Below are 22,008 nucleotides of genomic sequence, written 5' to 3' on the forward strand. Positions count from 1 at the left end.
CGCCCTATGGGGGGCGTTAGCTCAGTGGTAGAGCATTCGGCTTTTAACCGACTGGTCGTAGGTTCAAATCCTACACGCCCCACCATTTTTCTCCCGATCGGTTCCTGATCAACTTCACTGATTTCAAATAAAACAGGCGACGCCTGTTTGCCGCGCCGTTATCATATGCGACTTTGTTTGGCGGCTGGGTGATCGATTCGTGGCAGTAGAACCTTGGAAGTTTCATAAATTTGGCGGTAGCAGTCTGTTTGACGCGGCTTGCTTCCGCCGCGTAGCAGATATCATCAAATCACAGCCGGCCGCTCGGGTTGGCGTGGTTGTATCCGCCATGGGCGGTATGACTGACCGATTGCTGCAACTAACCGAACTTGCCGCAAAAGATGACAAGCAATACGAGCAGGAACTCAAGGCGCTGGGTGACCGCTATGCGGCGGCAGCCGACGAACTGCTTAGTACCGAGTCGCGCCCCGGTGTCATTGACCAATGGCTGCAGGATGCACGTGACCTGACCGACATGCTGCGTGCTGTTGCGGACACCCAAACCGCAACCCAGCGATCGCGGGATCAGGTCGCCGGATTCGGCGAATTATGGTCAACGCGATTGCTCGCCGCCTATCTTGGTGAGACGCTGCCCGACCAGCGCGGTGGTCGGTGGCTGGATGCCCGTGACATTCTTACGGTCCGGCATGGCGAACTCGGCCCGGCGGTCAACTGGCCCGTCTCCCAGCGGAAATTTGATCAGCAAATTGGCAACTTCGAACAGGGTGTTGTGGTCATCACCGGGTTCATTGCGGTCGATGAAGAAGATTGCCACACCACCTTGGGTCGTAACGGCAGCGATTTTTCTGCCGCCATATTTGCCGCTCTCGCCGGTGCTGATGAGCTCACGATCTGGACTGATGTCGATGGCGTCATGAGCGGTGACCCGAATCGGGTACCCGACGCACAGATCATCGATGCCCTGAGCTACAACGAAGCGCTTGAGCTGGCCTATTTCGGCGCCAAGGTCATTCATCCGCAAACGCTTGGCCCGGCCATTGACAATGACATCACTGTATTGATTCGCAATACGTTCGCGCCTGATCGGCCCGGCAGCCGTATCGGCGCAACGATTGAAGTGGGCAACTCGGTCAAAGGCATCACGGCGATAGACCGGATGGCGCTCGTCAACCTCGAAGGTACGGGAATGATCGGCGTACCGGGCACGGCGGACCGCTTGTTTGCTGCATTGAAGCAAGCCCGTGTTTCGGTAACCTTGATTTCTCAGGCGAGCTCCGAACACTCGATCTGCATCGCAGTGCCGGAAGAACTGGCGGACAAGGCGAAGCGGGTTATTTCTGGTGCGTTTGCGGAAGAACTGAAGGATGGCCAGATCCAGAGGGTCGACGTAACCCGCGCCCAGAGTATTATTGCGGTTGTCGGTGACAACATGGCCGGCGCCGTCGGCCTCGCGGCACGCTTCTTTTCCAGCCTCGCCAGAGCCGGTATCAACATCCGTGCGATTGCCCAGGGTTCCTCCGAGCGCAATATCTCAGCGGTGATTGATGCCAGTGAATCCACGCGTGCTTTGCGTGCTGTTCACTCCGGGTTCTATCTGTCGACCAAGACTATCTCGATCGGTGTTATCGGGCCTGGTCTGGTCGGTGGCGCCTTACTGGATCAGTTGCACAAGCAAAGCGAGGTCCTGCGGGATGAATTCCAGATAGATCTGCGCGTACGGGCGATTGGCCGTTCCAAAGCGATGATCATGGACGACCGGCGCATCGAGCTCGCCGACTGGCGGGCCGCGATGGAAAAATCCGAACAGGCGTTTGATCTGCAAAAATTTGTGGAGCACGTCGATGCCGACCACTTGCCGCATGCCGCCATTATCGACTGCACATCAAACAATGAAGTGGCCGGGCAGTATGCAAACTGGCTCGAAAGAGGTATCCATGTAGTTACCCCGAACAAGAAGGCGTTCAGCGGAAGTCTGGCTGCTTATCAGGCATTGCGTGTTGCCGCGCGGCGAGGCAGCGCTCACTACATGTATGAAACCACTGTGGGCGCCGCATTGCCGATAATTTCCACTATTCGCGATCTGATCAACACGGGCGACAAGGTACGCAGCATCACCGGTATTTTCTCCGGTACGCTCGCGTATTTGTTCAACGTGTACGACGCTACCAAGCCGTTTTCGGAAATCGTTCGCGAAGCCAAAAGCAGCGGATATACGGAACCGGACCCGCGCGATGACCTGTCCGGCATGGACGTAGCGCGCAAGCTAACCATACTGGCTCGTGAGTTGGGCCTGTCACTCGATATAGGCGGGTTCCCGGTGCAAAACCTGATTCCGGAAAAGCTGCGCGATGCGCCTGTTGACGAATTCCTGTCCGGCCTTGCCGATTACGATACGGAGATGGAATCGCAATTTATTGCCGCGCGGGAGCAAGGCAAGGTCCTGCGTTACGTCGCGACCTTGAACGACAAAGGTGAGGCAGCTGTAGGGCTGCAAATGATCCCAACCGATAATCCGCTGGCGAACATCAACCTTACCGACAATATTGTGCAGTTTGTGACGGACCGTTATGCGCAGAACCCGCTCGTGGTACAGGGCCCGGGAGCGGGTCCGGAAGTTACCGCCGGCGGCGTGTTTGGCGATCTGCTGCGGCTTGCCGCTTACTTGAAAGGAAATGACTGATGGTCAGGGACGGTGACTTCGTCAGCGCGTTTGCGCCGGCATCCATAGGTAATGTGGCGGTTGGCTTTGACATGCTTGGTTTAGCCATAGAAGGCGCGGGCGACCGGGTGCTTGCACGACGAACAACAGGCAGCGAGGTGTTTATCAGCGCTGTTTACGGCCTGGATGGTGAATTGCACACAGGGCTCTCCACCAGCATCGAAGAGAACACCGCAGGCGTTGCAGCCGCCGCATTGTGGGCGGAGCGGGGCGATGGTGGCCTGGAACTGATCGTCCGGAAAGGCGTGCCTTTGCAATCCGGGATGGGCAGTTCGGCAGCCTCAGCCGCTGCAGGCGCGGTCGCGGCAAACGCACTGTTGGCTGAACCACTGTCCATGGCGGAGCTGATGCCTTATGCGCTGGCCGGGGAAGCGGTCGCCAGTGGCGGCATTCATGCGGATAACGTGGCACCAAGTTTGCTCGGCGGCCTCGTGTTTTGCCCGCCGGTGTTGCTGCCGGAGATCGTCAGTCTGGGCACCAGTGACGGAATCAGCAGCGTCCTGTTGCACCCGGAATTGCAGGTCAACACGGCGGAGTCCCGACGAGGCTTGTCGCGCAACGTAACGATGGATCAGTGGCTGGCCCAGCAGGGCTATATAGTGGGTTTCGTGGAGGCGTGCCGGACCGGTGACCGGAGCTTGCTCGCACGCTGCCTGCAGGACGTGATCATCGAGCCGCAACGCGCGGCGATGGTCCCCTGTTTCCCGGCGGTCAAGCAAGCCGCGCTTGGGCAAAAGGCCTACGGTTGCTCCCTGTCGGGCAGCGGTCCCAGCATTTTCGCGCTGTGCGCGACGGAAGATGCGGCTGACGTTGCCAGTGCCATGGAGGCGGCTTGTCGCGGTGATGGCTACGAATGCCAGCTCTGGATCAGCCCATTGACGGCAGCCGGTGCATCCGTGGGGCCAGCCGAATGAAATTCGTCAGTACCCGCGGTTCACAATCGGTCAGTCTTGATGAAGCGTTGATGCAGGGCATCGCCAGTGACGGTGGCCTGTTCATGCCTGAGTCATTGCCGGTATTTGCACCCGATGACTTCGCCGATTGCGGGACTATCCAGCAAACGGCCGTGAAGGTTCTGGCACCGTTCTTCGACGGCTCATCACTGCATGCATCGCTTGCGGAGATTGTCGCGGAGACCTATTCGTTTCCTATACCTGTACGCACCTTGCAAGAAGGGGAGCGCCGGGTTGCCATGCTGGAGCTGTTCCATGGACCGACAGCTGCTTTCAAGGATGTCGGTGCCGGTTTTCTGGCCGCGTGCCTGTCACGGCTGTCGGGTGGGCATCAACAACCGTTGACGATCCTCGTGGCGACGTCCGGTGATACTGGCGGTGCCGTTGCTGCAGCATTCGACGGCCGACCCGGTATTCGCGTTGCCGTCCTGTTTCCCGAAGGGCGCGTATCGCCGCGTCAGGAAAAGCAACTTACCTGTTGGGGCAAAAACGTGTTGTCGCTGGCGGTCAAAGGCGCGTTCGACGATTGCCAGCGGCTGGTCAAGGAAGCCTTTGTGGATGCGGCGCTTGCGAGCACCTTCCGCTTCAGTTCAGCCAACAGCATCAACATCGGCAGGCTGCTGCCGCAGAGTATCTATTACGTACATGCCAGTTTGCAGCACTATCGCGAGACAGGGCGACGTCCGTCCTTTGTGATACCGACAGGCAATCTTGGCAATGGACTCGCCTGCATTCTCGCGAGAGACATGGGCTTTCCGATTGGGCAAATCGTGCTTGCGGTCAATGAGAATCGATTGATCGCTGACTACCTCGCAGGGGCTGAATGGCTGCCGCGAACCAGTTTGCAAACGCTGGCGTCGGCCATGGATGTTGGTAACCCGAGCAACATGGAACGATTGCGCGCGCTGCACGGCGATGCCGCCGATCTGCAGCAGCGCATTTCTGCCTATGCTGTCAGTGATGAACAGATATCGGCCGAGATCAAGCGCAACTACGCTGAATTCGGCATCGCTACCTGTCCACACACCGCCACGGCCACCAGTGCTTGGCGCAGCCTGGATGCGGAGCGACGGGCAACAGAGGACTGGGTACTGGTCAGCACCGCGCACGCGGCGAAATTCGAAACAATCGTGGAACCGCTAATCGAAACTTCGGTTGAGGTGCCAGCTGCGCTCAGCGCCATTCTGGCGCGCCCCAGCAATGCGGTTTCCATGAACCCGAACCTCGCAGCACTTGCTGCTGCTTTGAAAGCTGGCTTTCAGGTTGACGCCGCCGACACAAGCGGCGATAAGTAATACTGAAGTGCAGGGCTATTGACCCGGCATCCCCCTTAGCCAATGAAGAATTCCGTGTCCGACTTTCTGCCGCAGAGTTACCTGATTCCATTGCTGGGCGTGCTGCTGTTGCTCGTGCTGTGGCTTGTGTATCGGCATTTCTATACGGACAGACGTTCGTTCGATGCTGTGATCAAAACGATCGCCTATGAAAGACTAAGTGATCTCGTTATTGCCAAAATGGACGAGGGCGAAATTCACATTGAACACCTGCTGTTGACTGCACAAGGCCTGCTGGTGCTCGACGTCAAAGAAGTGGATGGCATCGTGTTCGGCAGTGACAAGATGCAGGACTGGACGGTCATCGGCAAGGAGCGTCGCTATACTTTCGCGAATCCCCAGCCTGCTTTGTACGACAGGATAGCGGCGGTCAGCAACATCGTCAGACAGGTTCCCGTTACCGGTCGCGTTCTGTTTCTGGACGGCGCCGATTTCACCAAAGGTGTACCGGATCTTGTCTGCAATCTGGACGAGTTGCAGAAAGAGTTCGGTGACAGCGACAAGACCGGTGCAGCAGCAAGAGTCGATGCGTTCAAGCCGCACTGGGAGCAATTGCGGTCACAGGCCAGGGTGGACGAGACCTTCAGTAACCGGCGTCGCAGAGCCCCGGTTATTCGCGACTGATCAACGCGGCTGCGGAGTGAGTTGCAGGTTTCCGTAGGCTGCCGCGAGCGCCAGGGAGCTGAATGCCGCGGTTGCGGAGGGCACGTGTTCCAGCCACGATCGCGGCTGTTCAGTCAGCATGCTGATCAGGATGAAAGACAGCTCGGCGATCAATGTCATCGACATTGCGGACGCCACCGCAAACAACATGATCCCCGGGATGTGTGCCCACAATAGTGCCAGTCCACTGCCACCGGCTGCGTGTGCTCTTGCTTGCACGGTATAGAACACTATGGCGATGACGGTGACCGGCACCATCAGTAATTGAAACACAAGCAGGCCGTGCAGGTCGCCACTGCCTGAGCCCATGAATACCGCCATCATGGAAATCATGCTGCTCAACAGCAATGCGGCCCAGCCCACGGCAAACCAAACTTTGACTTCTTTCATTTCGACACCTCGGGCAGGTCGAAAAATCGACGCGCATTGGCACTGGTCAACGCAGCCAGCCAATCGGCGTCCATATTACCCGCTGCCGCAGCCACTCTCAGCACTTCCTGCAAGTAAGCGGGTTCGTTACGGCGCGATGCGGGTTTCGGGCGCAGTGTTCTCGGCAACAAGTACGGTGCATCGGTCTCGAGCATCAGGCGCTTTGGCGGAATTGTTGCGATCAGGTCGAGCAGGTGCGCGCCGCGCCGTTCGTCACATATCCATCCGGTTATGCCGATGGACAGTCCCATGTCCAGGTAGTCTTTGAGCATGGCCTCATCGCCGGTAAAACAGTGAGCGACGGCGTTGCGAATGCGCCCTATGTACGGTTGCAAGATACTGACGAAATCGTCATGTGCATCCCGTTGATGCAGGAACACCGGCAGTTGATGTTCGACGGCGAGGTCCAGTTGCCGCTTGAACGCCACTCGTTGTGCGTTGCGTGGGGAATAGTCACGAAAATAGTCGAGACCGCATTCGCCGAGCGCAACAACAGAAGGGTGCGGCGCCAGATCATTCAATGCCGTGTGCACCGTATCGTTGTATTCCTGGGCGTGATGCGGGTGGACGCCGCAGGTTGCGAACAAGGTACCGCTGTGGCGCTCCGCAAGCGCAACAGCATCACGACTTCCTTGCTCGCTGGCCCCGGTCACGACTAACTGGGCGACTCCGGCATCGCGCGCGCGCTGCAAAACGGCGTCAAGGTCGTCGGCAAAACTGTCGTGAGTAAGGTTGGCACCAATGTCGATCAACATGAAATTTCGTCCGTGAAAGGTACTGGCCGGAGTCGAGCGAGGGCTAATTCGGTCGCCAGCGAAACAATGCAGCGGCCAGCCCCAGAAAAACGGCGCTCATAAATAACAGAACCAGCAAGCTCAATGCAACGTCCGCCAGGCTGGCGCCGTCGATCATGACGGCACGAGCGGCGGCAAGTACGTGGGTTAACGGGAAAATTTGCGCCACTGCCTGCACCCAAGGTGCGGCCGCTTCCAGCGAAAACCACACGCCGGACAACAGCATCATCGGCCAGGAGACCATGTTCAACAAGCCACCAGCCAGTTCCTCACTGGTAACCCGGGCTGCAACCAGCAGGCCTAACGAGACGAGGGACACTGCGCCAGTGGTTGCGATCAGGAACAAGGTCGCATGGCTGCCGCCCATACGGGTGTCCAGGAAAAATGCGGTGCCAACGTAAATAAAAACGGTGATGCTCATGATGAGCACCAATCGCGAAGCAATTTGTGCGATGACGAATTCAATGGCCCGCAGCGGTGTTGCGCGAAGTCGTTTCAGGAAGCCATTTTTTCGATAACGCACTACAACGTAACCCACGCCGAACAAACAACTGAACATCATGTTCATGCCCAGTATGCCTGGCAAAACCCAGTCGACGTAACGAACGGGCGCGCCTGCAATGGACTGCCGCCGGGCTTCCGGGTTCGCTTGCAGCAGGATGCGTTCGGCAAAGTAGCCGCGCGGTGATTCGGGATTGACCCAGTACTCAGTGATGGTCCCGGGACGAATCAGCAAATCCAGCTGGTGTCGTGCGACTTTGCGTTCACCAGCAGCCTGATCGGCAATGTCCACGAAATCGACGTAGCGAGTTTGCAGAAACACTTCCGTACCTGGCTGAATACTGGCTGCACCGGGAATGACGCCGACCGTAAATTCGGATTGTTGCTCCGCGCCGAAAATGAACGAGAGTCCGAACACCAACCCTAGTGGCAGAATAAGGTTCCAGCTCAGGGTGCCGCGGTCTCGCACAAACTCGAGATTACGGGCCCGGAAAATTGCATAGATACGATTCAGCACGGTACTGTTCTCAGGAACGCAGCGTGTGGCCGGTTAGATCGAGGAACAGATCATCCAGATTGGGCTGACGAATCTTCATGCGATTCAGATTCGTTACCTGAGGTGCAAGCGCCTGCAGGCTCGCGTAGACATCGTCGGTGAGAATTTCGATGATGTTCCCGGTGTCGCGCTTTCGGTGTTCGATACCCGTAAGCTGTTCGCCAACGTCCTCGGCGGGCAATTCAATGATCACATTCCGGTAACGTTCGCGCAGCAGTGCGTCGGGTGAGCCGTTGGCAATGATCAGTCCGGCATCCATAATTGCGATCTGGTCGCACAGGACCTCGGCTTCGTCCATGTAGTGTGTGGTCAGAATAATCGTCGTTCCGTCCCGCTGAATACGCCTTACCAGGTCCCAGAAATTACGGCGCGCTTGTGGGTCCAGGCCGGTTGTTGGTTCATCGAGAAAAACCAGCCGTGGTCGATTGATCAGGGCGACCGCCAGCAGCAGCCGCTGCCGTTGGCCGCCGGACAATTTCCGGTTGTCACGTTCAGCCAGATCGACCAACGAACATTCGCATAACAGCCGGTCGATATCAGCCTTGCGGTCGTAGAGGCTTTGGAACATTTGCAGCGTCTCACGCACGCTCAGGTGATCCTGGAGCGCGGTGTTCTGAAACTGAATGCCGGTTTCCTCACGGAAACGACTACCGGCCAGTTCGCCAAAATAGTAGACCTCGCCGGCGCTGGGCGGCATAACGCCCTCGATGATTTCCACGGTGGTGGTCTTGCCGGCGCCATTAGGGCCGAGCAGGCCGAAGCAGAGGCCCTCTGCCACCTCAAAACTGACATCATCGACGGCCAGCACACCGGGGTATTGTTTGCGCAGGTGGCAGGCCTGCAATGCGATAGTCATACGCACGGCTCGTTGAACGGGCGTCAGTCGGGGAAGGCCCTAGGTTACCGGGACAGGGTGGCCCGGCATAGCCCAAATACGGTACTCGTCGGAGCCGAATACAACCGTTGTGCGTCCGGCGGCATCATAAAGCCAGTAAGCATACGAACAGGAGCATGACCATGTTGACCCCCTCAGTTTTACCGCGCTCTTTACTGGGCCTCGTCCTGATGTGCCTCGCCGGTACCGCGCTGGCTGCCAATCTTAACAAGAGTATCCGTATTGACGATGGTACGGAAACCGGTGGCCGGTCGACGGTCAACGGCAGTATTACGGTTGGTAGCAATGCCGTTATCAGCGGCTCACTGAGCACCGTGAACGGTTCGATCACAGTGGATCGGGATAGTCAGGTCGAGGACGTGGAAACCGTAAATGGCGGTATCCGGCTGGCCTCCGGTGTGATGGCGGACGATCTGGAAAGCGTTAACGGCAACATTCGCCTGGGCGAGAATGTTCGGGTGACAGGCAATATTTCGATCGTCAACGGCAAGATTGAGATAGCCAGTGGCGGTACCGTTGCAGACGATGTTTCAAACGTTAACGGGGATATTACTGTCTACCGCAGTGACATAGGCGGTGACGTCAGCACGGTTAATGGCGACGTGACGCTGACAGACAACAGCGTTGTTCGTGGCAATCTGATCGTCGAAAAGCCCGGTGGTTGGCGCTGGAGCGAAAAGAACCAGCGAAAACCGCGTGTCATTGTAGGACCCGGCACGCAAATCCTGGGGAAAATCCAGCTGGAAAGAGAGGTCGAGCTCTTTATAAGCGAGTCGGCGACAGTATCGACGGTCAGTGGCGAGATGAGTTTGAACGACGCGGTTCGCTTTAGCGGCGCGCGCCCGTAGAATAGGGGCTGTGCGCAGCGCAGCCCCTCAATTATCACTGTTTGCCGACGATGCGTCGGCACCGGCATCGCCGACCATTCGTGAAGCGGATTTCAGCATTCGGGAAAGCGCGCGGGCGAAGCGACTGTCGATCAAGGTGTTTCCTCGCGGCCGTGTGGAGGTCGTTGTGCCACGACGTACGCGAGCAGCGGATGTTGCGCAGTTTGTCAGGGACAACCGCGAGTGGATCCGCCAGGCCCGTGAACACTTTGCCCGGGAGCACGGCCACGAAGAGTTTGCCTTGCCGGTCAGCGTCGAGCTGCCGGCTATCCAGCGTGTATTTCGAATCCACTACGTCGAACAGCGTGACTTCAAGTCCGTTCGCTGGCGTCAGCAAGGTGACGACGTATGGCTGACCGGTCCCATAGAAAACGAAGCGAAATGCGTTGCAGCTTTGCGGCGCTGGCTGGCGGTACTTGCCAGATACGAGTACAAGCCGCGCTTGCTGGCATTGTCGAAATTAACCGGTATTGATTTTGAACGAATGCAGATCCGGGCACAAAAGACCTGCTGGGGCAGTCGGAGTAGCAGCGGCACTATTAGCCTGAATTTGTGCTTATTGTTTCTGCGACCGGAGTTACTGCATTACCTGCTGGTGCATGAACTCTGTCACGGACGGCATATGAACCATTCGCGCCGTTTTTGGAATCTCGTCGGCAAATATTGCGGCGACTACCGAAATCTCGATCGGCAGTTAGGGGACTCCTGGCGCGACGTCCCCGTATGGGTAGGGCTGGTCTGAACGTCGCAGGAACAGTGCTTAACCCTGATCGAGCAATTCCCGCAGATTAATCACCGCCGCATTGGCGCGAGCCAGGTAGTTGGCCATCACCAGCGAGTGATTGGCCGTTAGGCCGAAGCCACCGCCATTCAGGATAACGGGCGAGCGCAGTGGCTGCAGGCTGGCTTCGAGTTCACGAATAATCTGCCGCATGCTGGTTGCGGCATTCTTGTCCGCCAGAACCTGGTGGAAATCCAGTTCTGCCGCGCGGAAAAAATGCACCAGTGCCCATGATGTGCCGCGGGCCTCAAAGAAGATGTCGTCGATTTTGAACCACGACGTTTGCACCGGCACGTTGTCCGGTAATGAACTGTTCGACTCGGCCGCCGAGTCGCCGGCAAGATCGGTGTTAATGACGCTGACCATCACGCTGTCGCCCAGGCGGCGGCTAAGGCTGCCCAGGCGCTTTTCGACTTGTGAGAGCCATTCGCGGAGGTTGTCGGCGCGGGCAAAAAACTGGGCGTCACGACCGCCCGCAAGGCGGTCGCGATAGCGGGTGAAACCTTCAATCGCCGACCGATACTCGGTTTCACTGCGCGGCATGATCCAGGACTGATGATCCACATTGAACTCGGGATCTGCCTTGGCGACATCCTCGTCTTCTTTCGATTGTGACTGGCTGCGACTGTAGTCGTTGCGAATGGTGCGTGACAGATCGCGGACCTGCTGCAAGACGCCGAATTCCCAGTTGGGCATGTTGTCGAGAAAGACGCTGGGTGGCATTACGTCGTTACTGAGGTAGCCACCGGGTTTGTCCAACAGCACTTCAGCGACTCGTACGAGGGTATCGGTGGTTGCAAAGCCTACGACTTCCGCCTGACCATCCGCTTTGGTGTTTACCCAGAACACGTCGGGCATGCGCGACCAGTACCAGCCCAGCACAGTCATCAGGAGCAGCACGCCGAGCGCGACAGCCGCGGTCAGTTTCTGCCAGACAGGGCGTGGGGATTGAGGCTTGTCAGCCGATGCTTGCTTGCGATTGAACACGATAGTGCCTTTACCTTGCGGTGTGCCAGCGTTAATTGCAATGCGGCGTCGGTACCTGTGTCAGCCGGCCGACGACTGCGTGGACGTGACGGTTCATGCTCTTTGGACTGTCCGCAACGCAGCGTGTTCCGCGGGCAGGAACGCCCGCGGAACCGCGTCGCTCTTGCGGGCTTCAGGCGGCCTTGGCAGCGCCAACCAGTTGCCGTAATACGTAGTGCAGGATGCCGCCATGCTCGTAGTAATCGCGCTCCTTGGGCGTGTCAATACGGACCAGCGCCTCAAAGCTCACGGTGGCTCCGTCTTCCGCCCGGGCGGTGACGGTAACCGTCTTGGCACTGGCGTCGTTCTGCCCATCGATATCAAAGGTCTCTTTGCCGGTCAGACCCAACGATTCGGCACTTTCGCCGTCCTTGAACTGCAATGGCAACACGCCCATGCCGATCAGGTTCGAACGGTGAATACGTTCAAAACTGCGCGCAATGACCGCCTTGACGCCGAGCAGCAGAGTGCCTTTGGCGGCCCAGTCGCGCGACGATCCCGTGCCGTATTCGGAGCCCGCCAGGACTATCAACGGGGTGCCATCGAGACGGTATTTCAGCGACGCATCGTAAATGGACATTTCCTCGCCTGTGGGCTGATGTCGTGTCCAGCCACCTTCAGTTCCCGGTGCCAATTGATTGCGCAAGCGGATATTTGCGAAAGTACCGCGCATCATGACTTCGTGATTGCCACGCCGCGAGCCGTAGGAGTTGAAGTCGGCACGTTGCACACCTTGCTCGGCAAGGTATTTCGCAGCCGGGCTGTCAGCGGCGATCGAACCGGCCGGTGAAATATGGTCGGTAGTTACTGAATCACCCAACAGGGCCAGGACGCGAGCGCCTTTGATGTTGCTGACCGGTTGCGTTTCGAGCGTCATGCCTTCGAAATAAGGCGGGTTCTTGACGTACGTCGATGCGCTGTCCCAGGTGTAGATTTCACCCTCCGGTACTGCCAGGCCGTTCCAGTTCTTGTCGCCATCGAATACTCCGGCATAACTGTTCTTGAACATGCTGGAGTCGATGCTGCTGGTGATGACGTCCTGAACTTCTTTGGCGCTGGGCCAGATGTCTTTCATGAACACATCGTTGCCGTCACTGTCCTGACCGAGTGGGTCGGTGTATAGGTTGATGTCCATGTTTCCAGCCAACGCGTACGCAACAACCAATGGCGGCGACGCTAGGAAGTTCATCTGTACCAGCGGATGGATGCGTCCTTCGAAGTTACGGTTGCCGGACAACACACTGCAACCAACGATGTTGTTGTCTTTGACAGCTTGCTCGATTTCGTCTTTCAGCGGGCCTGAGTTGCCGATGCAAGTCGTGCAGCCATAGCCGACGGTGTAAAAGCCCATCGCGTCGAGGTCATCTATTAGCCCGGCTTTTTCCAGGTAGTCGGTAACGACCTTGGAACCGGGTGCAAGGCTGGTCTTGACCCACGGTTTGGTCGTCAGCCCACGTTCTTTGGCATTCCGCGCAAGCAAACCGGCGGCCAGCATGACGGCCGGGTTGGAGGTGTTCGTGCAACTGGTAATTGCGGCGATCAATACGGCACCGTCTTTCAGTTCGTAGCTCTGACCATTGGCGGTAACCGTTGCTTTGCCGCCTTGGCCGCGATCGGCTACAGACTTCTCCAGGTGTCCGAGGAAGGTCGTGTCGGCGGCACTGAGCGCAATCCGGTCTTGCGGACGTTTCGGTCCGGCAATGCTCGGTTCAACCGTGCTCATGTCGAGTTCCAGCATGTCGCTGTAAAGTGCGTCGGGTGCGCCTTCTTCGCGCCACATGCCCTGAGCACGTGCGTAGGCTTCGATCAGTTCGATGTGTTTGGCATCGCGACCGGAGAGAGTCAGGTAACGAATGGTTTCAGCATCGATAGGGAAGATAGCGCAGGTGCTGCCGAATTCCGGCGACATGTTGCCGAGCGTGGCCCGATCGGCCAACGGTAACTGGCTCAGGCCGTCACCAAAGAATTCGACGAACTTGCCGACCACGCCGCGTTCGCGGAGCATTTCGGTTACTGTCAGTACGAGGTCGGTCGCGGTCGTGCCTTCGGTCAGATTGCCGGTCAGTTTGAACCCGACCACTTGCGGAATCAGCATGGTAATCGGCTGGCCGAGCATGGCCGCTTCGGCTTCGATGCCGCCGACGCCCCAGCCGAGTACGCCGAGGCCGTTGATCATCGTGGTATGCGAGTCGGTGCCCACGACCGTGTCCGGGTAAGCGCGCTTGACGCCGTCTTTTTCGGCATCGAATACCACCCGCCCAAGGTACTCAAGATTGACCTGATGGACGATGCCGGTATTCGGCGGTACAACCCGGAAGTTTTCAAATGCGGTCTGGCCCCAACGCAGGAACGAGTAGCGTTCCTTGTTGCGGTTGAACTCGATCTTGTTGTTCAGGTCCAGTGAGTCGGCGCTGCCGTAGCGATCAACCTGGACGGAGTGGTCGATTACCAGTTCGGCAGGTGACAGTGGGTTAATCTTGTCAGCGCTGCCGCCCAGTTTGACAACGGCATCGCGCATGGCGGCGAGATCCACGACAGCGGGTACACCCGTAAAGTCCTGCAGGATCACCCGGCTCGGCGTGAATGAGATTTCGGTGCTGGGTTGCGCTTTGGGATCCCAGTTCGCAAGCGCCAGTATATCGGCGCGGGTCACGTCACGGCCGTCTTCGTGGCGCAGCAGGTTTTCCAGCAGAATTTTCAGTGAATAGGGCAGGCGATCAACGTGACCTTCGGTCACTGCGTCGAGCTTGTAGATCTCGTGATTCTGGCCGCCAACCTCAAGCGTTGTACGGGCGCCGAAGCTGTCCGTCATAGTGTCTCTCCGGGATAGTGAATTTCTTGATTGCTCGCTAGCCAGCCTGACGAAACGACGCACCGTTGGGGCCGAGTCAGCAGCAACTCGCGGGGCGGCATTATAACGGATGGAACCGGGCTGTGCGCCCCTAATCGCCTCAGGCGGCCAGCGCGTCAGCCGGTAAAGTGTGGTCGATCACGGCGCCACCCAGGCATAGATCAGCGGTATAAAAGACGACGTACTGGCCGGGTGCAACGGCGCGCTGTGGGCTATCAAACCGGACCTCGAGCCGGCCGTGGGCGGATTGGGTCACCGTACAGGCCTGATCATCCTGACGGTACCGGACCTTGCACTGGCAACGCAGGCCGCCGGTCAGGCCGGCAGGCGCCTCTCCAGCTATCCAGCTGGTATTGCTGGCCAGCACACCCGCGCTGTACAGCAACGGGTGTTCACCCTGGACCACAATCAGCTCGTTGGCGGCCAGGTTCTTGGCGGCGACATACCAGGGATCCCCGCCGGCGTTTCGTCTGCCGCCTATTCCCAGCCCTTGCCGCTGGCCCAGTGTGTGGTACATGAGGCCCTGGTGTTCGCCCAACGGTTCGCCGTCGGCGCTGACGATTTTTCCGGGTTGTGCCGGCAGAAACGTCGACAAGAACTCCCGAAAAGGGCGTTCACCAATAAAACAAATACCGGTGCTGTCTTTCTTGTCGTGAATGTTGAGGCCGGCATCGCGAGCAATCCTGCGGACCGCTGCCTTATTCAGCTCGCCAAGCGGGAACACCGCCTTGGCCAGTGCATCCTGTTGCACGGCGTGCAGGAAATAACTCTGGTCTTTATTCGCATCAATGCCTTTGAGCAGTTGGGTCCGGCCACTTTCACAGCGAACCCTTGCGTAATGGCCGGTTGCAAGCCAGTCGCCGCCCAGACGCGACGCGTACTCGCGAAACACGCCGAACTTGATTTCCCGGTTGCACAGCACGTCCGGGTTTGGCGTCCGACCGGCACGGTAATCGTCCAGAAACGCGGCGAATACGCGCTCTCTGTACTCAGCGGCAAAGTTGACGTGATGCAGGGGGATGTCGAGTTGCTCACAAACCGCGCGGGCGTCCTGCAAATCGTCAGCTGCCGTGCAGAAGCCATCATCGTCTTCCCAGTTGGTCATGTGCAATGCCTGCACTTTGGCACCTGCTTGCTGCAGCAGCAGGGCGGTGACCGCCGAGTCCACACCGCCGGACAAGCCAACGACAACGGCTTGACCGTCCAGATTATGCGGGGAAATGTTCATCGGCGCGGATTCTATCATTCCGCGCGCGGTCGAGGCAGAGGCTCAGGTATGGAGCAAGGCTGCACTGGCCATGGCGGCATCGAACTGTTGTTGCGGGTAGTCACAGCCTGAAAAGAGGTTGCGGGGTTGGCGTTCACCGGCCAGGTAATCGTCCAGGCAACGGATTACGGATGCCGAGCGCAAGTGTTGGCGGCGAGCCGCAAGATCGCCATAGGAATACCAGTGCACAGCATGGGTTGACGGGTCCAATGGCCGGCCGACGGCTTCGGACAGGAGGTCCGCAAGGAATACAATCCGCAGATACTGGCGACCTTTGTCTGCGTCAAACCAAAGATAGGCGCCGATCAGATCGCGAATGGCCACGCTGCAACCGGCTTCTTCGAGCACTTCGCGGCGCGCGGCCTGCTCGGGCGACTCGCCAGCCTCAATGTGCCCACCGGGTTGGGTCAGTACCAACCGGCCACCCACCGGTTCCTCGATGGTCAGAAACTGACCGTCGCGCTCAACGAGCGCGGCAACGGTCAGGTCTGGGGGGGGCAACAAGACGGACCTCAAATACCCAGCTGGCGAAATTCCAGCTCAACTTCGCTGGCCTGCCAGATTTCATCGAACATGGAGCCGTAGTGCTTGCTGACCCCCGGCTCGTAAGTGTCGGCAATTCCTTCCCAGCGATCCGCCTGCAGCCGGTATACCAGCGCCGTTTCGTCAGCGATACAGAAGGCTTCCGGATGGGTTCGCAAGTCTTCCCGTACATGACGGAACTCGATGTAGGTATTGAGCCGCCGTCCTAGATTGACGAACGCATTGCCGTTTTTAATGGCCCGGTTGGGGGCTGCGATCAGTACCCGAACACGGGCGTAGGCTTGCGACAACACAAGATGCTTGATGACTTCGAGAAAATCAGGGTCGTCATAAATCCCGGATTCAAGATCGTGAGTAAATATCGAAACACGACGACGGGCTTCACGTGCAACCTCAATGACGGCCGAACGCACTTCCTGCTGTGTCGATACTACCCACCGTTGCCCTTTTACCCGAGTTTGTTCCATTCCATCCCGCGCCTGTTTGTTTGAATAGTCAGCGCCGCTTTCTGAAATCGGCGACCAATGCTTGCGAGGCCGATACCTGCCTGATTGTACATCGCTGCTTTGTCCCCGGTGTTGACACTGCCATCACGCTCAATACCGACCGGTGCTCACTGGCAGTCACTTGCCGATTTTTTCTTTTTGGTCGCGGTGATCGTGTTTTTAAACGGACCGGGACAGAAGCGATCTTACCGGTCGGAGCGTTGCCAGCAGTGCTAACTGCGTCACGTTTTTAATCCCTCGCGGGTGCTGCGAGGAATTCTCATTTGCAGGCAGAATTCCGAGTAGGAACCTGATCTTATCGCGCTTGCGAGCTGAGGCTTTCCGCGAGTCCAGTGTAGCTCGCCGGAGTGAGTGCGAGGAGCTGTTGCCGGGCTTCTTCCGGGATATCGAGTTCACGGACAAATGCCGCCAGAATTTCCTGGGTGACGGCCTGACCTCGGGTAAGCTCTTTCAATTTCTCATACGGGTTTTCGATACCGTAGCGCCGCATGACCGTTTGCACCGCTTCACCCAGAACTTCCCAGCTGGCATCGATATCGGCACCGATGCGCTGCGGATCTGTCTGCAGTTTGCCCAGTCCCTTTTCCACGGATTGCAAGGCAATCGTCAGCCAGGCAACAGCGATGCCGAAGTTTCTTTGCACAGTGGAATCGGTCAGGTCCCGCTGCCAGCGGGAAACCGGCAATTTCACAGCAAAATGGTTGAGCAATGCGGTCGACAGACCGAGATTGCCTTCCGCATTCTCGAAATCGATGGGGTTTACTTTGTGCGGCATGGTTGAAGAGCCAACCTCGTTGCCGGCAACCCGCTGCTTGAAGTAGCCGAGCGAAATATAGCTCCATGTATCCCGGCAAAAATCGAGCAATACCGTGTTGTATCGAACCAGCGCATGCGCGTACTCCGCGGTCCAGTCATGCGGTTCAATCTGTGTGGTCAACGGATTGGGATCGAGTCCGAGAGAGGCGACGAAGCCTTCGCACAGGGCGGGCCAGTCGACGTCGGGATAGGCCACTGTATGCGCATTGTAGTTGCCGACAGCGCCGTTGAATTTGCCGCGAATTTCTACCGCGGACCACTGTTCGCGTGCCCGCGATAAACGTGCCAGAACGTTAGCGAATTCTTTGCCCACGGTCGTGGGGCTCGCTGTCTGGCCGTGTGTTCGGGAAAGCATGGCGACGCCCGCATTGGCACTGGCCAGAGCGCGCAAAGTGACGTGCAATCGTTTCATCATCGGTGCGACTATTTCGTCGCGCGCTTGCCTGAGCATCAAGGCGTAGGCGAGGTTGTTGATGTCTTCCGACGTGCAGCCAAAATGAATGAAATCATGCAAGGCCGCCGCATCTTTGCCGTCACCCAGCCGGTCACGGATGAAATACTCCACGGCTTTGACATCGTGGTTGGTTGTGGCCTCGATCCGTTTGACGTGTTCGGCATCTTCCGTGCAGAACTTGTCAACGATGCCGTTAAGAACGTCCTTCATGACCGGCGTCAGCGCAGGTAGTTCCGTAATCTGCGGCTGATCGGCCAGCCACTGGAGCCAGCGAACTTCGACCATGACCCGGTAGCGGATTAGGCCGTATTCGCTGAATACGTCCCGCAGAGAATTGACTTTGTCGGAGTAACGCCCGTCGACAGGCGATATAGCGCGGAGACTTGAGAGTTTCATTGGAGGCTAGACTTGTGCTGGCAAAGCGCGAATCATACACGATAGTGTTTTGACGGTGGCCGTTGCTGGTAGCGCGGCGGACAACTAATTCTTGGAACAGCGCCGGAAGGGCAAATTTCGGCTATCACGACGGAGAAGATCGGCAAATGAGTGGCAAGGGATTTCGTAGCGAACAAGACAGTATGGGCGAATTGCAGGTACCTGAGGACGCCCTATGGGCAGCTCAAACTCAGCGCGCCGTTGAGAATTTTCCGATCAGCGGTCTCACGATGCCGCGTGACTTCATTCGCGCCCTTGGCTTGGTGAAGTGGGCGGCGGCGGGTGCCAATGCCGAACTTGGACTGCTGACCAGCAAGAAAGCAGTAGCCATCCAGAAATCAGCGCTTGCTGTTGCCGAGGGTGAACATGACCGGCATTTTCCGATCGATGTATTTCAGACCGGCTCCGGCACCAGTTCCAATATGAACGCGAACGAAGTCATCGCGCACCTTGCGAGCAAAGAACTGGGTTCGCCGGTACATCCGAACGACGACGTCAATATGAGTCAAAGCAGCAACGACGTAATACCTACCAGTGTGCACGTCAGTGCCGCACTCATGGTGCACGAGCAGTTGCTGCCCGCGTTGGCGCATTTGTCGTCAGTACTGGAAACCAAAGCGGATGAAACCCGGCAAGTGGTCAAGACCGGTCGCACCCACTTGATGGACGCCATGCCCGTTACCCTGGGCCAGGAACTCGACGGCTGGCGTGCGCAAATCGACTCGGCCACAGCCCGTTTGAGCGATACCCAGAAGCGACTGACGGCATTAGCGCAGGGCGGTACCGCGGTGGGGACGGGTATCAACGCACACCCAAAATTCGGCGCTAAAGTCGCAACTTTGCTCGGCGAGCACACCGGCATTGATTTCCGCCAGAGCGATTCCCTGTTCGAGGGACTGAGCAGTCAGGATACCGCTGTGGAAGCATCCGGCCAGCTGAAAGTTCTTGCGGTCAGCCTGATGAAAATTGCCAACGATCTGCGCTGGATGAATTCGGGTCCACTCGCGGGTATCGGCGAAATCTCGCTGCCCGCATTGCAGCCGGGTTCGAGCATCATGCCCGGTAAAGTGAACCCGGTCATTCCTGAGGCCGTCGCCATGGTTGCCGCGCAGGTTATCGGCAATGACGCCACGATCACGGTCGCCGGACAATCGGGCAATTTTCAACTCAACGTCATGCTGCCAGTGGTCGCGTACAACCTGCTGCAAAGCATCGGCATCCTGGCCAACAGCGCACGCTGCCTTGGCGACAACGCTATCGCCGGCTTCACCGTCAATCAGGCCAATATCGACCGGGCACTGGATCGCAATCCCATCCTGGTTACGGCATTGAACCCGGTTATCGGTTACGAGCTCGGTGCAAAAGTGGCGAAGACCGCCTACGCCGAAGGACGTCCGGTCAAGGATGTCGCGCGTGACCTGACGGATCTGACCGACGCGGAACTGGACCGTCTGCTGGACCCGGCGACGCTGACCAAAGGTGGAATTCAGAATTAGCAAGCGGGTAGCCAATGGCGATCTGACCGCCACACGTATTAAGGAACGCCTGCAACATACGCGGCTGCCGGCCGATCCCTCCCGGGTTGATCCGGAGCTGGATGGGCGGGACTGGCCGCGGGTTATTCAGGACCGCTTTGCGGGTGCATTGCAGCCGTCGGCGGTCCTCATTCCGATTGTTGAGCGGCGGGAAGGGCTGACCGTATTGCTGACGGAACGGGCCGCGCACCTCAAACACCATCCGGGTCAGATCAGCTTTCCGGGTGGCCGGATGGAGCAGAGCGACCGTGATCTTCAGGAGACCGCGTTGCGCGAGACCCAGGAAGAGATTGGAGTCGGCCCGGAGCATGTGTCAGTGGCGGGCTACCTGGCACCGTTGCCAACAGTGTCAGGCTATGCCGTTACGCCCATCGTCGGCCTGATGGACGCCAATGTCGTTCTGCAGATTGACCAGCGGGAAGTGGCCGCCGCGTTCGAGGTGCCACTGGCGTTTCTGCTCGATAGCGCGAACCAGGAACACAGCTCAAGGCGCTACGAGGGTATCGAAATTCCCGTGATCGCTTACTACTATCAGGCCCGCAAGATCTGGGGCGCCACGGCAGTCATGATCGCAGAACTGCAGAAAAAACTTCTTTTAAAATAAACGAATATGGCGAATATCCAGAAATTACTTGATATCATGGTCGTCCTGCGCAAGAACTGCCCCTGGGACCGCGAGCAAAGCTTCTCAAGTATTGCGCCGTACACAGTGGAAGAGGCCTACGAAGTCGCCGACGCGATCGCCAGGGAAGACTGGCCGGGATTGAAAGACGAATTGGGGGACTTGCTTTTTCAGGTCGCGTTTCATGCCCGCATGGCGGATGAGGCCGAGCTGTTCGACTTTGCCGATGTCGTCGAGGCCATATGCCGCAAGACGATACGTCGTCACCCGCACGTGTTTGGCACTGCCGAAGAACGCGCTCGCGGTGCTGTAGTCGGCAGCTGGGAAGCTATCAAGACGGAGGAACGGGGTTCTGCCGCCTCTGGCAGCGTGCTGGACGGAATTGCGCTGAGCCTGCCTGCCTTGTCGCGGGCCGCGAAACTGGGTAAGCGGGCGTCCAATGCGGGCTTTGACTGGCCCGACACCGCCGGAGTCCAGCAGAAAATAGACGAAGAACGAGCGGAACTGGCGGAGGCATGCGCCCAGGGTGACAAGGCGGCCCGGCACCACGAGCTGGGCGATCTGCTGTTTTCCGTCGTGAACCTCTCCCGGCATCTCCGGATTGACCCCGAACAGGCGCTGAATGATGCAAACCGGCGCTTTGAAGCCCGATTCCGCCTGCTGGAGGAATCCCTGAATGCGCAATCCCGGCCGTTCGCGGACTGCAGCCTCGACGAGCTGGAGGCGGCCTGGGCTGATGCAAAACGGGTTCTCGACCGGAAGCCCTGAATCCGCCAGTTGCGTTCAGCAACGGTTCATTGCGGACTCCTTAAGCTTCACCTCAGGCTCGGAACAGGTCCGTGCCCAGGATGAAAATGGAGATACCGCTATGAACGCCAACCACTGGATTGCGAATGCCGCTGCCGTCGCACTTGGCGCCCTGACACTCGGCGCAGCGCCGGCTCACGCGGATGACTACAACAGACGCGGTGCCGTCTACGACTACGCGAAAGTCATCAACGTCGAACCCATCGTGCGCTACGTGACGGTGACCACTCCGGTCCGGGAATGCTGGCAGGAGAATCGCGAGTACGTGGTGGACAGGCGCCCGGCAGGGTCCGCCGGCAGCACGTTGTTCGGTGCGATTGTCGGTGGCGTGATCGGTCATCAGTTTGGCAGTGGTCGGGGCAATGACGCGGCGACGGCTGCCGGCGCACTCATCGGCGCGGCTGTCGGCAACGATTCTGCCCGGCGTAACGCTGCCCGCGGTTATGAACGCGAGGTTTATTCACGGCCGGTTGAGCGTTGTCAGACCAATTACACCTCACGCGAGGAAGAGCGGATCGACGGCTACAACGTGACCTACCGGTATCACGGTCAGAAATACGCGACGCGTATGCCATACGATCCTGGCGACAAGTTGCGGATTCGGGTCGACGTTCGCCCTGCGAACTGAGCGGTA

General features: G+C 58.3%; 20 protein-coding genes and 1 tRNA gene. 11 read left to right on the top strand and 10 right to left on the bottom strand.

Annotated elements, in window-relative coordinates; all coding sequences use genetic code 11:
- Positions 1 to 10: 10 nt before the first annotated feature.
- The 5 genes from BA177_RS08830 (at position 11) to BA177_RS08850 (ending at position 5,630) form a co-directional block, all read left to right on the top strand.
- Positions 11 to 85, top strand: a tRNA-Lys gene (locus tag BA177_RS08830).
- 114 nt (positions 86 to 199) lie between these two features.
- Positions 200 to 2,680, top strand: a complete 2,481-nt coding sequence (gene thrA / locus BA177_RS08835) for a bifunctional aspartate kinase/homoserine dehydrogenase I (RefSeq protein ID WP_197493399.1) — start codon at positions 200 to 202, stop codon at positions 2,678 to 2,680.
- Complete coding sequence (locus tag BA177_RS08840) at positions 2,680 to 3,633, top strand: homoserine kinase (protein ID WP_068615505.1); 954 nt, start codon at positions 2,680 to 2,682, stop codon at positions 3,631 to 3,633. The genes thrA and BA177_RS08840 overlap by 1 nt, the downstream gene beginning before the upstream one ends.
- A complete protein-coding gene (gene thrC, locus BA177_RS08845) occupies positions 3,630 to 4,967 on the top strand; it encodes a threonine synthase (protein ID WP_068615507.1) in 1,338 nt (445 codons plus the stop codon). Before BA177_RS08840 ends, thrC begins: the two co-directional genes overlap by 4 nt.
- A 42-nt stretch (positions 4,968 to 5,009) precedes the next feature.
- Entirely contained in the window at positions 5,010 to 5,630 is a 621-nt protein-coding gene (locus BA177_RS08850) for a nuclease-related domain-containing protein (RefSeq protein ID WP_068615509.1), read from the top strand.
- Here the strand turns inward: BA177_RS08850 and BA177_RS08855 are convergent, their stop codons facing one another.
- The 4 genes from BA177_RS08855 to BA177_RS08870 are packed head-to-tail and all read right to left on the bottom strand — an operon-like array spanning position 5,631 to position 8,805.
- Positions 5,631 to 6,059, bottom strand: coding sequence for a hypothetical protein (locus BA177_RS08855; RefSeq protein ID WP_068615511.1), 429 nt, complete (start codon positions 6,057 to 6,059; stop codon positions 5,631 to 5,633).
- Entirely contained in the window at positions 6,056 to 6,853 is a 798-nt protein-coding gene (locus BA177_RS08860; protein WP_068615513.1) for a TatD family hydrolase, read from the bottom strand. Before BA177_RS08860 ends, BA177_RS08855 begins: the two co-directional genes overlap by 4 nt.
- 43 nt (positions 6,854 to 6,896) lie before the next feature.
- A complete protein-coding gene (locus BA177_RS08865) occupies positions 6,897 to 7,910 on the bottom strand; it encodes an ABC transporter permease (RefSeq protein WP_068615515.1) in 1,014 nt (337 codons plus the stop codon).
- 10 nt (positions 7,911 to 7,920) lie between these two features.
- On the bottom strand, positions 7,921 to 8,805 hold the full coding sequence (locus tag BA177_RS08870; RefSeq protein ID WP_068615517.1) for an ABC transporter ATP-binding protein: 885 nt from the start codon (positions 8,803 to 8,805) through the stop codon (positions 7,921 to 7,923).
- A 161-nt stretch (positions 8,806 to 8,966) separates the two neighbouring features.
- On the opposite strand from BA177_RS08870, the gene BA177_RS08875 reads away from it, so the two are divergent.
- Positions 8,967 to 9,692: a DUF4097 family beta strand repeat-containing protein gene (locus BA177_RS08875; protein ID WP_156762757.1), complete on the top strand. Its 726-nt coding sequence runs from the start codon at positions 8,967 to 8,969 to the stop codon at positions 9,690 to 9,692.
- A gap of 10 nt (positions 9,693 to 9,702) precedes the next feature.
- Positions 9,703 to 10,473: a M48 family metallopeptidase gene (locus tag BA177_RS08880; RefSeq protein WP_068615519.1), complete on the top strand. Its 771-nt coding sequence runs from the start codon at positions 9,703 to 9,705 to the stop codon at positions 10,471 to 10,473.
- A gap of 18 nt (positions 10,474 to 10,491) precedes the next feature.
- Here the strand turns inward: BA177_RS08880 and BA177_RS08885 are convergent, their stop codons facing one another.
- The 6 genes from BA177_RS08885 to purB all read right to left on the bottom strand — a co-directional run bounded on the left by BA177_RS08885 (position 10,492) and on the right by purB (position 18,371).
- The gene (locus BA177_RS08885) at positions 10,492 to 11,499 is read right to left on the bottom strand and encodes a DUF2333 family protein (RefSeq protein WP_231892513.1); all 1,008 of its coding nucleotides are present in this window, start codon (positions 11,497 to 11,499) and stop codon (positions 10,492 to 10,494) included.
- A gap of 172 nt (positions 11,500 to 11,671) precedes the next feature.
- Entirely contained in the window at positions 11,672 to 14,350 is a 2,679-nt protein-coding gene (gene acnA, locus BA177_RS08890) for an aconitate hydratase AcnA (protein WP_068615520.1), read from the bottom strand.
- 139 nt (positions 14,351 to 14,489) lie between these two features.
- Positions 14,490 to 15,617, bottom strand: coding sequence for a tRNA 2-thiouridine(34) synthase MnmA (gene mnmA / locus BA177_RS08895; RefSeq protein WP_068619145.1), 1,128 nt, complete (start codon positions 15,615 to 15,617; stop codon positions 14,490 to 14,492).
- 42 nt (positions 15,618 to 15,659) lie between these two features.
- Complete coding sequence (locus tag BA177_RS08900; RefSeq protein WP_068615525.1) at positions 15,660 to 16,160, bottom strand: NUDIX domain-containing protein; 501 nt, start codon at positions 16,158 to 16,160, stop codon at positions 15,660 to 15,662.
- A gap of 8 nt (positions 16,161 to 16,168) precedes the next feature.
- Entirely contained in the window at positions 16,169 to 16,666 is a 498-nt protein-coding gene (locus tag BA177_RS08905; RefSeq protein WP_068615528.1) for a DUF7931 domain-containing protein, read from the bottom strand.
- Positions 16,667 to 17,000: 334 nt separating this feature from the next.
- Positions 17,001 to 18,371 carry an adenylosuccinate lyase gene (gene purB, locus BA177_RS08910; protein WP_068615530.1) on the bottom strand — a complete coding sequence of 457 codons (1,371 nt, stop codon included), beginning with the start codon at positions 18,369 to 18,371 and terminating at the stop codon, positions 17,001 to 17,003.
- A 146-nt stretch (positions 18,372 to 18,517) separates the two neighbouring features.
- Here purB and BA177_RS08915 point away from each other — a divergent pair, with 146 nt between their 5' ends.
- The 4 genes from BA177_RS08915 (at position 18,518) to BA177_RS08930 (ending at position 22,002) form a co-directional block, all read left to right on the top strand.
- Positions 18,518 to 19,906 carry a class II fumarate hydratase gene (locus tag BA177_RS08915; protein WP_068615532.1) on the top strand — a complete coding sequence of 463 codons (1,389 nt, stop codon included), beginning with the start codon at positions 18,518 to 18,520 and terminating at the stop codon, positions 19,904 to 19,906.
- Entirely contained in the window at positions 19,890 to 20,549 is a 660-nt protein-coding gene (locus tag BA177_RS08920) for a CoA pyrophosphatase (protein ID WP_068615535.1), read from the top strand. The genes BA177_RS08915 and BA177_RS08920 overlap by 17 nt, the downstream gene beginning before the upstream one ends.
- A 6-nt stretch (positions 20,550 to 20,555) precedes the next feature.
- On the top strand, positions 20,556 to 21,335 hold the full coding sequence (gene mazG / locus BA177_RS08925) for a nucleoside triphosphate pyrophosphohydrolase (RefSeq protein WP_068615537.1): 780 nt from the start codon (positions 20,556 to 20,558) through the stop codon (positions 21,333 to 21,335).
- Positions 21,336 to 21,435: 100 nt separating this feature from the next.
- Positions 21,436 to 22,002 (top strand): glycine zipper 2TM domain-containing protein, encoded by a 567-nt coding sequence (locus tag BA177_RS08930; protein ID WP_068619147.1) that lies wholly within the window; start codon positions 21,436 to 21,438, stop codon positions 22,000 to 22,002.
- Positions 22,003 to 22,008 lie beyond the last annotated feature (6 nt).

This window comes from Woeseia oceani, from assembly GCF_001677435.1.
In the GTDB taxonomy this organism is placed as follows: Bacteria; Pseudomonadota; Gammaproteobacteria; order Steroidobacterales; family Woeseiaceae; genus Woeseia; species Woeseia oceani.

Coding starts and splice junctions, on each gene's coding strand:
- BA177_RS08840 (WP_068615505.1), top strand. CDS start 2,680: ATGGTCAGGGACGGTGACTTCGTCAGCGCGTTTGCGCCGGCATCCATA.
- thrC (WP_068615507.1), top strand. CDS start 3,630: ATGAAATTCGTCAGTACCCGCGGTTCACAATCGGTCAGTCTTGATGAA.
- BA177_RS08850 (WP_068615509.1), top strand. CDS start 5,010: ATGAAGAATTCCGTGTCCGACTTTCTGCCGCAGAGTTACCTGATTCCA.
- BA177_RS08855 (WP_068615511.1), bottom strand. CDS start 6,059: ATGAAAGAAGTCAAAGTTTGGTTTGCCGTGGGCTGGGCCGCATTGCTG.
- BA177_RS08860 (WP_068615513.1), bottom strand. CDS start 6,853: ATGTTGATCGACATTGGTGCCAACCTTACTCACGACAGTTTTGCCGAC.
- BA177_RS08870 (WP_068615517.1), bottom strand. CDS start 8,805: ATGACTATCGCATTGCAGGCCTGCCACCTGCGCAAACAATACCCCGGT.
- BA177_RS08875 (WP_156762757.1), top strand. CDS start 8,967: ATGTTGACCCCCTCAGTTTTACCGCGCTCTTTACTGGGCCTCGTCCTG.
- acnA (WP_068615520.1), bottom strand. CDS start 14,350: ATGACGGACAGCTTCGGCGCCCGTACAACGCTTGAGGTTGGCGGCCAG.
- mnmA (WP_068619145.1), bottom strand. CDS start 15,617: ATGAACATTTCCCCGCATAATCTGGACGGTCAAGCCGTTGTCGTTGGC.
- BA177_RS08905 (WP_068615528.1), bottom strand. CDS start 16,666: ATGGAACAAACTCGGGTAAAAGGGCAACGGTGGGTAGTATCGACACAG.
- purB (WP_068615530.1), bottom strand. CDS start 18,371: ATGAAACTCTCAAGTCTCCGCGCTATATCGCCTGTCGACGGGCGTTAC.
- BA177_RS08915 (WP_068615532.1), top strand. CDS start 18,518: ATGAGTGGCAAGGGATTTCGTAGCGAACAAGACAGTATGGGCGAATTG.
- mazG (WP_068615537.1), top strand. CDS start 20,556: ATGGCGAATATCCAGAAATTACTTGATATCATGGTCGTCCTGCGCAAG.
- BA177_RS08930 (WP_068619147.1), top strand. CDS start 21,436: ATGAACGCCAACCACTGGATTGCGAATGCCGCTGCCGTCGCACTTGGC.